The sequence below is a fragment of the Arcicella sp. GW822-FHT02H01 genome, from assembly GCF_058802005.1.
Window position 1 is genome coordinate 1,186,922 of the sequence record NZ_JBXANT010000001.1, and the last position, 13,676, is coordinate 1,200,597.

At 34.7% G+C, this 13,676-nt stretch carries 13 protein-coding genes and 1 pseudogene; 7 read left to right on the forward strand and 7 right to left on the reverse strand.

Going from position 1 to position 13,676, the window contains the following annotated elements; genetic code table 11:
* Positions 1-4: 4 nt before the first annotated feature.
* The 4 genes from AC1RNE_RS05125 to AC1RNE_RS05140 form a co-directional block, all read right to left on the reverse strand.
* A complete protein-coding gene (locus tag AC1RNE_RS05125; RefSeq protein ID WP_492799950.1) occupies positions 5-376 on the reverse strand; it encodes a DoxX family protein in 372 nt (123 codons plus the stop codon).
* Positions 377-396: 20 nt separating this feature from the next.
* The gene (locus tag AC1RNE_RS05130) at positions 397-807 is read right to left on the reverse strand and encodes a VOC family protein (RefSeq protein ID WP_492799951.1); all 411 of its coding nucleotides are present in this window, start codon (positions 805-807) and stop codon (positions 397-399) included.
* Positions 808-887: 80 nt separating this feature from the next.
* Entirely contained in the window at positions 888-1,727 is an 840-nt protein-coding gene (locus tag AC1RNE_RS05135) for a VOC family protein (protein ID WP_492799952.1), read from the reverse strand.
* A gap of 11 nt (positions 1,728-1,738) precedes the next feature.
* Complete coding sequence (locus tag AC1RNE_RS05140; protein WP_492799953.1) at positions 1,739-2,164, reverse strand: SRPBCC family protein; 426 nt, start codon at positions 2,162-2,164, stop codon at positions 1,739-1,741.
* Between the two features lie 122 nt (positions 2,165-2,286).
* Between AC1RNE_RS05140 and AC1RNE_RS05145 the strand changes: the two genes are divergently transcribed.
* The 4 genes from AC1RNE_RS05145 (at position 2,287) to AC1RNE_RS05160 (ending at position 6,701) form a co-directional block, all read left to right on the forward strand.
* Positions 2,287-3,264 (forward strand): GlxA family transcriptional regulator, encoded by a 978-nt coding sequence (locus AC1RNE_RS05145; RefSeq protein WP_492799954.1) that lies wholly within the window; start codon positions 2,287-2,289, stop codon positions 3,262-3,264.
* Positions 3,265-3,291: 27 nt separating this feature from the next.
* Positions 3,292-4,017, forward strand: a complete 726-nt coding sequence (locus tag AC1RNE_RS05150) for a hypothetical protein (RefSeq protein WP_492799955.1) — start codon at positions 3,292-3,294, stop codon at positions 4,015-4,017.
* Between the two features lie 113 nt (positions 4,018-4,130).
* Positions 4,131-4,448: a DUF6660 family protein gene (locus AC1RNE_RS05155; protein WP_492799956.1), complete on the forward strand. Its 318-nt coding sequence runs from the start codon at positions 4,131-4,133 to the stop codon at positions 4,446-4,448.
* Positions 4,449-4,529: 81 nt separating this feature from the next.
* Entirely contained in the window at positions 4,530-6,701 is a 2,172-nt protein-coding gene (locus tag AC1RNE_RS05160) for a TonB-dependent receptor (protein WP_492799957.1), read from the forward strand.
* 69 nt (positions 6,702-6,770) lie between these two features.
* On the opposite strand, the gene AC1RNE_RS05165 is transcribed toward AC1RNE_RS05160, so the two are convergent.
* On the reverse strand, positions 6,771-8,285 hold the full coding sequence (locus AC1RNE_RS05165; RefSeq protein WP_492799958.1) for a sulfatase family protein: 1,515 nt from the start codon (positions 8,283-8,285) through the stop codon (positions 6,771-6,773).
* A gap of 412 nt (positions 8,286-8,697) precedes the next feature.
* Between AC1RNE_RS05165 and AC1RNE_RS05170 the strand changes: the two genes are divergently transcribed.
* Both AC1RNE_RS05170 and AC1RNE_RS05175 read left to right on the forward strand, forming a co-directional pair.
* The gene (locus AC1RNE_RS05170) at positions 8,698-9,345 is read left to right on the forward strand and encodes an NAD-dependent epimerase/dehydratase family protein (protein ID WP_492799959.1); all 648 of its coding nucleotides are present in this window, start codon (positions 8,698-8,700) and stop codon (positions 9,343-9,345) included.
* Between the two features lie 129 nt (positions 9,346-9,474).
* Positions 9,475-9,633 (forward strand): annotated as a pseudogene (locus AC1RNE_RS05175) (helix-turn-helix domain-containing protein); the annotation flags it as partial.
* 41 nt (positions 9,634-9,674) lie between these two features.
* Here the strand turns inward: AC1RNE_RS05175 and AC1RNE_RS05180 are convergent.
* Complete coding sequence (locus AC1RNE_RS05180; protein WP_492799960.1) at positions 9,675-10,748, reverse strand: NAD(P)H-dependent flavin oxidoreductase; 1,074 nt, start codon at positions 10,746-10,748, stop codon at positions 9,675-9,677.
* A gap of 239 nt (positions 10,749-10,987) precedes the next feature.
* On the opposite strand from AC1RNE_RS05180, the gene AC1RNE_RS05185 reads away from it, so the two are divergent.
* Positions 10,988-11,923, forward strand: coding sequence for a hypothetical protein (locus AC1RNE_RS05185; RefSeq protein WP_492799961.1), 936 nt, complete (start codon positions 10,988-10,990; stop codon positions 11,921-11,923).
* A gap of 57 nt (positions 11,924-11,980) precedes the next feature.
* On the opposite strand, the gene AC1RNE_RS05190 is transcribed toward AC1RNE_RS05185, so the two are convergent.
* A complete protein-coding gene (locus AC1RNE_RS05190) occupies positions 11,981-13,354 on the reverse strand; it encodes a PAS domain S-box protein (protein WP_492799962.1) in 1,374 nt (457 codons plus the stop codon).
* Positions 13,355-13,676: the final 322 nt, after the last annotated feature.

Genomic DNA, 13,676 nt, shown 5'->3' on the forward strand with positions numbered 1-13,676 from the left:
TAGGTTAAAGTTGTGGACTTTGTAATTTATGGTAGCTGAAATACGACACAAGCAATATTACCATTACAACTACTGGCATCAAAAGCATACCACTAACGCCATCAACAGCCCATAAGCTAATAGCAGCAAAAATAATATCGAACACAAAACCTGCATAAGCCCATTCTTTAAGTGTTTTAGGAACCTGAGGAATTATTAATATCAATGAACCTATTATTTTAAAGATATTCAAGGCCACTCCGAAATATTGCGGGTACCCTAAATGCTTTATGCCTTCTTTTGCCATTTCAGTGTGGCCAGTCAAAGCAGGCATCACGCCAAAAAACAAGAATATTAGTGCTGTACTAATCCAAAAGGTAATTTTTGTGCTTTTCATAATGTTAGTATGTTTAATTGTTAGTTCTTTTTGTAATGTAGTAACCATTGGTTACCAAACTTATCTGTTAAATCACCAAATAATGTACCCCAAAAACTTTGGGCGATGGGGTAAGTTTGTGCACCTCCTCGAGAGAGCTTTTGATAACATTCCTTCATTTCTGTTTCACTATCACAATGCAACATTAATGACACGGCATTGCCTTTTTTTAATCCTTCTTCCCCCAACATATCAGACCCCATAATGACCAACCCATTTCTTGTAAGGGTACCATGTAGAATACAAGCCTTCATACGGTCGGGCATTTTTTCAGCATTAGGGTGCTCACCTAATGTTTGAAAAAAAAGTTCTCCACCCAAACAGCGCTGATAAAAAGTCATGGCTTCCCTACAATTACCGTTAAAACTTAAATAAACACTAATCGTTGACATTTAAGATACTTCATTTAAAAAATGGAAGTTGTGCTAATATAATAACAAACAGCCCAAAACACAACATAATCAACTACATATCAAGCATTTAATAATACATCAATATCAAGTTTTCGCATTTTGAACACTTCTTGCATTACTCTTTGTCCTTTTTCGGGGTCACTCATCAATTTCCCAATCATTGAAGGAACTACTTGCCACGACACCCCGAACTGGTCTTTCAACCAACCACACATGCTTTCTTCTCCTCCTTTGGTAAGGTTGTTCCAATAGTAATCAATTTCACTTTGTGTATCACAGTTAATCACCAAGGACACTCCTTCATTAAAGGTATATTGATGATCGCCCGGTCCATCCATCGCAATCATTGGACTTTTTCCGAGAGTAAACTCCGAATACAATACTTTCCCTGCATTAGCATCTTGCTCTCCATAAGGCAAAAGTAGGTCTATCGTCCCCCCTTCAAAAACTGAAGTATAAAACTTAATGGCCTCCTCGGCTTTACCAAACTGTTTATTAGTAAATAAAAACGATGGTCTTATTGTCTGCTCAGTTTGTCCTCCATTTCCCATACTCACTTGCCATGTTACACCAAATTTGTCTTGCAACCAACCATATCGTTGACTCCAAGGATAAGTATCAATAGGCATCAGTGCTTTGCCTCCTTCTATCAATTTACTCCATACTTCATCTACTTCTTCAATAGTCGTACAAGTCACAAAAAATGAAATAGAGGGGTTAATCTTAAACATTGGTCCACCGTTTAGACCCATGAATTTTGTTCCATCCAACTCAAAAGTCACCACCATCGGATTTTCAGCCGTGATTTTGCTACTTTTAAAAATTGAACTATAAAAAGTTGCGGCAGCTTTAGCTTGTCCGTCAAACCATAAGCATGAAATAAGAGCGTCAGTGTACATTATAATGCTGTTTAGTTTTGTTCAACATATTTTTTAAAGTTATCAAGAATCGCTTGCCATCCGCCTTTTTGCATTTCTACAGGATTTTGATTTTCAGGGTCAAACGTTTCTGTTACTTTTACTCCTTCTGCCGTTTCTTCAAATTGTACACTTACTTCTCTACCATCTCCCAAAGCATATTCTACGGTTTCTAAGTCTTTTATTTTTGTATAAATCCATTCAAAATCAAACGAAAAGCTACCATCTTTTGCAGCCATTACGGTTTTGCTTTTGCCACCTTCTCTAAAATCACTTTCAGCAGCTGGTGCATGCCAATCGTCTGAAGCAAAACACCAATTGATTACATGCTTAGGGTCATTAAATGCTACCCACACTTTTTCTAATGGAGCATTTACGGTAACTTCTACGGTGATTTTTGCTTTTGTTGCACTTTCCATGTTACGAGGTTTTTATGTGAAATATTTATGATACAAATGTGCAAAAGCTTTTTCTAAATTAACTATACAAAAACGACAAATGAAGGGTAATTTACGACAAACTATTTTTCTATATTTGTGTTATGAAAAAAGTCGCCATTTTAGTTCCTGATCATGCCGCTATTCATGTAATAGCTATTTCACGCTTTATGTTTGAAACTGTAAATCAGTTTCTTATCAGTTCGGGCAAAGACAAACTGTTTGACGTTAAGCTGGTAGGTCAACGCAAACAAATGAAATTAATTGATGGGCCTTTTATGGTTGACCCTGACTTGCTCATGAAAGATGTCAGTGAGACAGATTTAATCATTATTCCACCCCTATCAGGGAGTATACATGAAGGTATTTCGGCTAATCAAAACACGATAAACTGGATTATCTCCCAACATCAAAAAGGCTCTGAAGTAGCTTCGCTTTGTGTGGGTGCTTTTTTGTTAGCGGCTACGGGCTTGGTAGATGGCAAAAAATGTTCTACGCACTGGGGATTTACAGATGAATTTAGGAATATGTTTCCGTCAGTCATTTTGCAGGACGGCAAAATTGTGACGGACGAAGATGGTATTTATTCAAGCGGAGGTGCGAATTCTTGTTGGAATTTATTACTGTATCTTATTGAAAAATATACTGACCGTGAAACAGCCATTCTTACTTCAAAGTTTTTTGCGATAGATATTGACCGCACCAGTCAATCATCCTTTGCGATGTTCAAAGGGCAAAAAGGACATAATGATGATGCTATCAGAACAGTGCAAGAGTATATCGAACAGAATATTGAAGAAAAACTTACGGTAGAAGAATTAGCCGAGAAAGTATCCATGGGAAGGAGAAGTTTTGAGCGAAGATTTAAATTGGCTACTAATAATTCTGTACTGGAATATATCCAAAGGGTTAAGATTGAAGCGGCCAAAAGAAGCATAGAAAGTAGCCGTAAAAATATTAATGAAGTAATGTTTGACGTTGGGTATACAGATACTAAAGCATTTAGAACTACCTTTAAAAAAATAACGGGGCTTAGTCCTGTTGAATACAAGAATAAATATAATAAAATTGGGGTAGATTAACACCCGTAAACCTTTAACCGATAAGTAATGAATAGATTTATTAAAATAGTGCCAATTGCTACTATTCTCACTGGTGCATTATTCACCATGCAAAGTTGTAATTACGCAAAGTCTAACCAACAAGTGGTAGTCTCTGATGACTGCGGTATGAATTGGAGCCTTATTAAAGCAGGCGACGCTGTGCCAAAAGGGGGATTAAATGCCTGTTATATGAAAGTAGTTATTCCGAACTATCCCATGCAGGGCGAGAGCAAATTCATCAGTAATTTAAAAGACAGGGTGCGTGCTTCTATCCACATTGATTATGATTACTCGATTATTAACCCCCTTGCATTTATCAAACAAGCAAAATATTTGGGGAAAGCCAATTCGGATGCTGACGACGATGATGCCTTGAATAATTCTGCATTTGAGGGTGCCGAAAATATGGTCATTGACAAAAGAATAAAGGATGTAGCTAAGGATATTTTTTTAGACCAAGATATTGTAGAACTTGACCAAGCTGAAATAGAAAATCAATTATTGATTGCGAGTAATAAAGTACTAGAACCTTTAGGCGTTCATTTGAACTTTATTACGTTGACATTTGATTTAGACGAGCAGACACGCCAAGCCATTGATGTATCAACAGCCATGAAAATTTATGAAAGCAAGTCTTTACAAGAACTTGGCAAACAAGTAATGATTCAACGAGCGGGAGCAACCAAAATAACGATTGAAAATAAATCTGATATTCCTCCAGTAAAAGAATAAAATATTTGCTTAGAGCTTTTCTCGGTTATAAAGGATAACCGAGAAAAGTTTAAGTTATTAAACCAAGCAGGTTAAATCTTGGTAATTCAGTGACGTTAATTAACTTTGCATGGATGAAAATACTCTGTTTTATATTATCCATGTATGTGCTTCTGCTTTCTACAGTCCCTTGCTGTACAGAAGACAAATGCGAGGATGATATAGCAACAGCGCAATTAACCAATCAATCTCAGGAAAAACATGACGATTGTGAGGGCTGTTCGCCCTTTATGACTTGTGGTTCTTGTACAGGATTTACTTTTTCAACGCAAGTTTTTAGTTTCGAGCCTACTACAAAGTTTATTGAAAACAATAGCTTAACTCCTTCTTTCAAAGTCCTTTTTGTAGACTACTTCATCGCTACCATTTGGCAACCACCAAAAATAAGTTAATGTAACGTTAAGACGAATTCCTTATTAAAAACAAGGAATCAATCCCTCTTTTACCATTCATTCACTTAAAAATTTATCAAAATGCAAAAATTAATTTTGCCTTTCTTGGCAATCTTATGCCCCTATATAGCCATTAGTCAAAATAGCTTCAAAGCCACGATAAAAGATGCTGAAACCAAAGAACCTTTGTTTGGTGCAACAGCCACTTTGCAAGGCACCACAAACGGAGCAAGTTCAGACGAAAGTGGGCTTATTACTATCAAAAATATTCCTAATGGCAAGCAAGTAGTTAGGTTTTACTTTGTAGGTTATCAAGAAAGAATAGACACGTTAAACTTCCCCTATTCTCAAACCGAGCCTTTAGAGGTTTTATTAATGACAGAAAATGAAGAAATGGAAGAAGTAATCGTTACTTCAACACGTTCTAACAAAAATATTGAAGATATTCCGACAAGAATAGAAACCATTTCAGGAGAAGAATTAGAGGAGAAAGGCAACATGAAGCCGGGGGATATTAGGATGATGCTCAATGAAACGACAGGTATCCAAACGCAACAGACCTCCGCTACTTCGTATAATTCTAGTATCAGGATTCAAGGGCTCGACGGGAAATATACACAGATTTTAAGAGATGGATTTCCTTTATACGCAGGTTTTTCAGGAGGATTAGGTTTATTGCAGATAGCCCCACTTGATTTATCGCAAGTAGAGGTTATCAAAGGAGCCTCCTCGACCCTCTATGGTGGAGGAGCCATTGCGGGCTTGGTGAATTTGATTTCCAAAAAACCACAAGAAAAAAGAGAATTGAGCTTTTTGTTTAATGGAACATCAGCATTAGGGCTGGATGCAAGCGGATTTTATAGTCAAAAGTTTAAAAAAGTGGGAACAACGGTATTTATTTCATACAATGCTGGAACACCTTACGACCCTGCCAATATTGGATTGACAGCGATTCCGAAGTTCAAAAGATACACTGTCAATCCTAAATTATTTGTGTATTTCAACGATAAAACAACGTTAAATATTGGCGTAAATACTACCATTGAAGACCGTATAGGTGGAGATATAGCCTATATCAAGCACAACAGCAATAAGGCAAACAGCTTTTTTGAAATCAATAAAACCAATCGTGTTAGTACCCAACTTGGACTTGATCATCAATTGAATGAAAAATCAAAAATTTCATTCAAAAATAGCATAAGCTATTACGATAGAAGTATAGAAATTCCAACGTTTAAATTTTCAGGGGTACAAATTGCTTCATTTAGTGAGGCAACGTATAGTCATAGACAAGAAAAACAAGAATGGATTACGGGGCTAAACCTTTGGACAGATAAATTTAGCCAACATAAATTTGACACCCAACAATTAGTTGATTATCAACACACAACCTTAGCAGCATTTGTGCAAAACACTTGGAATGCTACTGAAAAATTGACCCTAGAAACAGGTCTGCGAGGTGATTATCAAACGGAATATGGCTTTTTCCTGTTACCAAGAATTTCGGCACTTTTAAAAGTTAATCCAAAGTTCACTATGCGTTTAGGCGGAGGAATGGGTTATAAAACGCCTACTGTTTTTACGGAAGATGCTGAACGAATACAATTTAAAAATGTGTTACCCATTGATGTTTCTAAAACAAAAGCGGAGGAATCTATCGGTGGTAATTTTGATTTTAATTACAAAACGCCCATTACAGAAGACTTATTCTTATCAATCAATACCTTGTTTTTTTATACACAAGTAAAAAGCCCGTTAGTGCTTGTGCCTACTACTACTGGCTTTTATGAATTTCAACAGCCGAACGGTTTTATCGATACGAAAGGAATAGAAACAAATGTAAAGTTGACGTATAATGACTTCAAGCTTTTTATAGGCTATACGTTGGCAGATGTAAAACAACATTACAACGGAAATACTACTCAATTTCCATTAGTCGCTCAACACCGTTTAAACAATGTGTTGATGTATGAGATAGAAGACAAATTGAAAATCGGGTTGGAAGGATATTATTTTAGTCCCCAAAAACTAAATGATGGAACAACAGGAAAAGCCTATTGGATTACTGGCTTAATGGTTGAAAAACTTTGGGAAAACTTCTCTGTTTTCGTGAATTTTGAAAACTTTTTAAATACCCGACAGACAAAGTTTGATACTATTTATACTGGCTCAATTAGCAACCCTACCTTTAGAGATATTTATGCTCCTGTAGATGGATTTGTAATCAATGGAGGATTAAAAATAAGGTTATAATTTTTTTTCTATTAGCCAGTGACTTAAGTCACTGGCTAATAGAAAAAAATAGTATTTAACAATCCTATCTCATTCAGAGAAAATCTTAAGTGCCTCATCATCTTTCAATTGGATAATCTGCTCTTTTAGCTTTTTCTTTAAATCGATTATTATTTTAGCATATTGCTTATCGTCATACAGGTTTTTTAAATTCTTAGGGTCATTTTTGATGTCATATAATTCCCAGAAGTTTTTCTCGCCATAGAATCTAGCCAATGTATAGCGTTCGGTACGAAGACCAAAATGAGGATACACATGATGCGGTTGTGGGTATTCATAATAATGGTAATACGATTCGCTTTTCCAACCGCTGGTTTTACCTGTCAGAAGTGGTAAAAACGAATGCCCTTGAAATTCATTTGGAATCTTCGTCTTCATGATATTTAACAAAGTTGGCGCCCAATCTACATTTGATACCACTTGGTTTACTTTCGTTCCTGCTTTCACTACCCCAGGATAGCGTATGACAAAGGGTGTTTTGAGCGATTCTTCATAAATAAAACGCTTATCAAACCAGCCGTGTTCGCCTAAATAAAAGCCTTGGTCTGACGTATAAATTACTACTGTATTTTTAGATAAACCTGTTTTATCAAGGTAATCGAGCAATTCACCAATATTACGGTCTAGCGATTTGCCAGTTGAAAGATAGTCACGCATATAGCGTTGATATTTCCATTCGGTTAAAGCCTTGCCTGTCAATTTTTTGGCTGCAAATTCAGCACCGATTTTATCATAGTATGCCTTGAACTGACTTTTTTGTTCAGGGGTAAAACGATTATACGACGACCACGCACCCTTACTATCATAATCAGCATCGACTTTTAAATCTTCTTTAAGCAACATCGTTTTCTCGATACTCATATCTTGGTCTTGTGCAGCAATACGTCCTTTGTAGGTATCATAAAAAGTACTTGGCACAGGGAAAGTTACGTTATCAAAAGCACCCAAATCTTGCAAAGAAGGCAACCACGAGCGATGTGTAGCTTTGTGACCAACCACCATAAAAAATGGTTTATTCTTATCTCTTCCCTCAAGCCATTGTTTTGAAAGTTGGGTTATTACATCCGTCACATAACCTTCGTGTCGGTGTGTTTCATTTTTTGAATTAACAAAATCTGAATTGTAATAACTGCCATGACCTGGTAAAATATTGAGATAGTCGAATCCATGGGGAAGGGTGCCAAGGTGCATTTTACCAATCCATGCAGTCTGATAACCATTTTTCTGAAGTTCTTCTGGGAAAACATGCTGACTAATATCAAATTGTTTTTCATTGAATTTATAACCGTTAATATGGCTATACTTACCTGTCAGCAAAGTAGCTCTGCTAGGACCACAGATTGAATTTGATACCACATTATTATACAGAATTGCACCTTCGCGCGCAATGCGGTCTATATTGGGTGTTTTTGCTAATTTACTCCCATACGCACTGATAGCCTGAGATGTATGGTCATCTGAAATAATAAATATTACATTGGGTTGATTTTGTGCCAATGCGACATTGGAAAAAAAACATATTATAACGAACAAAACAATTTTCATAATATTAAGATACAATATTGAACATAATTTAGATTTATTACGAATATACCATTTTTGTTTAGCACAATAATTATATCGTTAATTTTTCATGACCTGTTCAGTCTAGCCTATTGAACTTTTAACTCAATTTAATTTTTATACCACTGCAAGCAGACAATTGCTGAACTTTTCAGCAAAGTAATTTTGGACTTTTCAACAAAATAATCATGGTATTTTATTGAGAAATTTGTCTTGTAAATTTCAAATGCCATGACAAATCAACACAATAATAAATTAGTATTAGTAACGGGTGGAACAGGTTTGGTAGGAGTACATTGTATCTCCCAGCTTTAGTTAAACTGGAAACCCCAAAGCAATAAAGAAGCAGTATTATCAGCAGCAGAAAGTCTAATAAAATTTAATATCATATAATATGAAAATTATCATAACAGGTGCCACAGGCATGGTAGGTGAAGGTGTACTACTAGAATGTCTACAAAATCCTATCGTAGAAAAAATACTTATCGTCAATCGTAAGCATTATGAATTGAGTCATCCTAAACTTACAGAATTAATCGTTCCTGATTTTTTAAAACTAGATGCCTTTACTGACGAGTTGAAAGGTTATGATGCCTGTTTTTATTGTGCAGGAATCAGTTCTCTAGGAATGAGCGAAGAAAAATACACCGTTATTACCTACGACACTACTTTGCATTTTGCCAAAGCATTGCTTACTCAAAACCCTGAAATGGTGTTTAATTTTGTGTCGGGTAGCCATACAGATAGCTCTGAAAAAGGAAAAATAATGTGGGCAAGAGTAAAAGGTAAAACCGAAAACGACTTGATACAACTACCTTTTAAGGCAGTGTACAATTTCCGACCAGGCGGTATGAAAGAAATAGAGGGACAAAAAAACGGAAGGGCTATTTATAAATATATCGTGACTATCCTAGGTTGGTTTGTTCCTAAACAGATTATAACGCTTCAAGAACTTGGTGAAGCCATGATTAAAACAGTAACAAAAGGGTATGAAAAATCAATCTTAGAAATAGCAGACATCAAGAAATTAGCAAAATTGTAGCTGTGAAAGTAAATTCAATTACTACTTGTTATGTAGGGCCTGAAATATCTCCTGAACAATTTATTTCAGAGCATTTCTTTTTATATCTCATCAAAGGGAAAATAGAAGGTTATGATGGTTACAAACATAGCTTACTTTTTGATTGAAAAGAAAAACAAAAAGCCTTCAGATATTTACCTTGAATTAGGTTTTGAAGACCTCTCTCATTTCTCTTTTGCCTTTAAAAAACTATTTGGCAAAGCACCGACTGAGCTTTACCAAAGAAATACTAGTGTTAGTAATGCCTAAGAAATTCGTTATAGTATTAACAAAATAGCCAAACTTAACATTTAATAGTCTTTATCATACTTTTCTACTTTTGTGATTAGGTCTGATATTATATCAGTGGTAGAAGCGCCACTAAACGAATTGAGTGATTGCCCAACCCAAATACTGACAAAATCAGCATTGTTATTCATTTTTGCACTTTTTCTCAGTTCGGCTGTAAGTTTATTCTGGTATGGATACGGCAATATATATGCTGAATTGTCTAGCGCCTCGGTAAATAGGTTTTTAATACCCCTTGCATATCTCCCTGAAAAACTTTTGGTTAATATAATTTCACTTTCTTTCGTCTTTCTTAACCTTGATTTTTCAAAGGCTGTCAACTCGCTCTCAACCGACCCTAATAATAAACTGCCTATTTGAAAACCTTGAGCTCCCAAGGTTTTAGCAGCCAATAAAGTCTTAGCATCATAAATACCTCCTCCATAAATCAAAGGGGTTTTTACTTTATCATAGACTTGTGCCAACAAAGACATCCCACCTATTTTAGGAATATTCTCTGGTGCAAAACTTCCCCGATGTCCACCAGCTTCAATTCCTTGTACACATATTATATCAATTCCTAAGTTTTCTAATACAATTGCTTCTTCAATTGACGTACACGTACCTATCAAAATGACGTTGTTATCTTTCAATTTTTGTATGCTTTGTTCATCAGGAACTCCGAAGGTGAAACTTACAATTTTACATTTTTCTATAATAATGGCATCTATCTGGTCGTGGTAGTCAGTTAGCTTTATTACATCAAAATCTGATAATACAGTCTCTAATTGATGTTGTTTAGCAAGGTTTTCTATGAAAAGCTTTGTTTCGTTGTATTGGATTTTCAGTTCGTCAGAAATCGCTGGAATGGAATGAAGAAAAATATTGACAGCAAAAGGTCTGTTCGTTAGTGTTTTGGTGTTGCGAATGAGCTGAACGCATTTGTCATAAGATACATCCCCTAGCGCTAAACTACCCAAGGCATTTGCATTGTTAGCAGCCATAACCATTTCAGAAGTTGATACTCCAAACATAGGTGCCTGAATAATAGGATATTGAATAGTTAACAAACGGGTTATTTCATTTGTCCATTTCATCATCGTAATCTTTTAAGGGTCGAAACTTAATGATTTAACATACAAAAGTATGTTTATTTTTAAATCGATAAAACAAAATACTCATTCATCATTATTTATGATGAACAGTATACGTTTATCAAGAAAATTTATCACTTTTATATCTCTATTAATTGCTATTGTTAGCTTGTACTTATACGTAAGTATATACTATTTGAAATGTTTTTTAACTAAGATAACAACCTTTAAATTAAAGCATTATGAAAACTATTAAATTGTTATCGCGCTATTCATTCTTTTTGATATGCTTATTTTTTTATCGCTCAGAGGCTCAGGGCTTACCTACTAATACCGACATTACACTTGTTGCAAGTACACCTGGTGACGAACAAATTAAAGCAATATTAGGCATACCGAGCGAAACCAAAATTGATTTTATAAAGTGGAGCTTGGTTTTGAACTCTTTCACTCATCCCCAACATAAATTTTCTTTGAATATTGTTTTTGGAGAATCACAACCAAATACACTTGGCTTTAAAAAAGAGGGAGAAACAAAACTGGCTATTGAAGGAGAATACGTTGTTTCTCGAAAAAGTGGAAGTATAAATGGAGAAATCTATCATTTGAAAAGCAGTAAGCTTTCCAATGAAATACTCATGCTTAAATTGAGTGAAAATGTTTTTCATTTAATTACAGCAGAAACAAAACTTATGGTTGGCAACGGTGGCTGGAGCTATACCCTTAACAGAAAGGAACCCATTAAGGATATTCCTACAAACTTAACAACATTGCTAGTATCATCTGATTTACCATCAGATACTTCTAAACAAATTATATTTGATGGTAGAACCCCTTGTATGGGTTTTGCTGAAGAAAACGTTTTCGCTGTTGTAGCAGATTGTTTTAAACTAAAATGGAAATTAGTACTCAATAAAGACCCTAAAACATTATTACCAACCACTTATAGTCTTCGTAGAGTATTTGGTAAAGAAAGAGAAGTAGTGGGTAAATGGAGCATCATCAAAGGTATTACATCCAACAAAAATGCTATTATTTATCAGCTTGACCCTGACCAACCCCACAAATCAATTTCTTTATTATTGGGCGATGAAAATGTGGCTTTTTTCCTTAATAAAAACAATCAATTGTATACTGGTAATGAGCATTTTAGCTATACCCTCAATAAAAGAAAGTAATATAATAGATAATCAGTTTAGTTAGCTACTCTTGCATTGCTTGGCTACTTATATCATTTACTCTTGTTTAAATATTTTACTCTCACAAGTATAATTTACTATCCTATGAATTACTTGGTCTAATTCTTCTGTTGACTGAAAAAGTAAATCGATGTATTGTTCTTTTTCTTCTGGTGTAATATCTTTATCTGTTTTAAGCAAATGGCATATTCCTAAAATATTAGCCACTGGCTTTCTCACGCCATGCGACTGTTGCCAAGCAATGGCTTTTAAGCGACTTAATTGATCCAGAATTTGCTTTTCGTTATTTACTCTTTGGGTTACATCTTGAATAATAATGAGTACATGTTTTTTATCATCCAATTCAAAACTGTTCAGGCTAGTATCTACAATAATTTCACTTCCATCTTTCTTAATCGCAGGAGTAAACTTATTGTCTGCTATTTTTGAACAATCTTTCTGGTTACCGTCTTTCCCAAAGATTTCAGGTATCAACATCTGAATATTTTGTTTTTTCAACTCATCAAAGGTGTAGCCAAATACTTTCTCTACCTCAGGATTTGAAAGAATAATATTCATGTTTTCATCCACTATCAACATAGAAGTAGGTGCTGCTTCAACAATACTTCTAAATTTTGCCTCACTGTCTTGTAAAGATACTTCTGCCCTTTTTCTATCAGTAATATTCAAGGCAAAAAGCGATACTCCCATCAATTCACCATTGCGTTTATAAACAGGAAACATCCTAGACTGAAACCAATATTTCTCTTTTTGATTATCAATTACTAAAACCTCAACCTCATAATTCTTACCATTCATTGCTTCTTCAAACGATTTGAAAAATACTTCTTTCTGGTCTTGATAAATAAATTCCCTGAAATCATCGCCAATTTTCATCTCAAGACCAATGTTCCTCAAAATCCTCTCTTTAGCTGGCTTGTTAAATTGTATTATTTTATAATCGATTCCAAGTAGTATTACAGATTCAGTATTGTTTTCAATAATGGCCTCAAAAGTCTCAACCATATTTTCAAGTTCTAATTCTACTTTTTTCTGCTTATCTATATTTTTGGCAATAAGTGTTACACCCAATAAACCACCTGAGGAATTGTATACAGGTTTTATGGCATATTCAAACCACATAGATGCATTTTTTGATACTGTTTGATGTTGTACAATAACAGTTTCTCCATTTACAGCTCTCTCAAAAGTATCATTGTATAATTCCATAATACTTTCAAGTACAAACAACCTATAATCGTCTCCAACCTGTATTTGTCTTTCAAAATAAAGCATCAGAAGTTCTCCTATTGCTTTATTGAAAGCCAAAACTTTATGCTCGGGTGATATTAAGACAATGCTTACAGGGGCATTATCTAAAATTGCGCTTAAAGCCTCAGTAATATCCAAAGATTCTTCAAATTTATTCATCAGTAGCATTATTGGAAATTCAAAACATTCCACCATTTACAAAGCTAAATCTAAGTGTTATTTACTTCAAATTTATCTCTAAACTAACTATTTTTTTATACATTTATTACCCTATTCTGCATTGAATGTTTTTTATGTCCACTCACTGAAATTAATAATTTATATTTTTCCAGCATCTGTAAAAAAATTTATTAGCCATTTTAACCTACTGCATAAAAAAAGATTCAAAACTTAAACTTTGTCTCCAAAGCCCAAATCTTGAATCTCTTTATAAATTAAAGTTTAAAGTAGAAAGTGCTAAAGCCTTCAAATCCTAAAACCC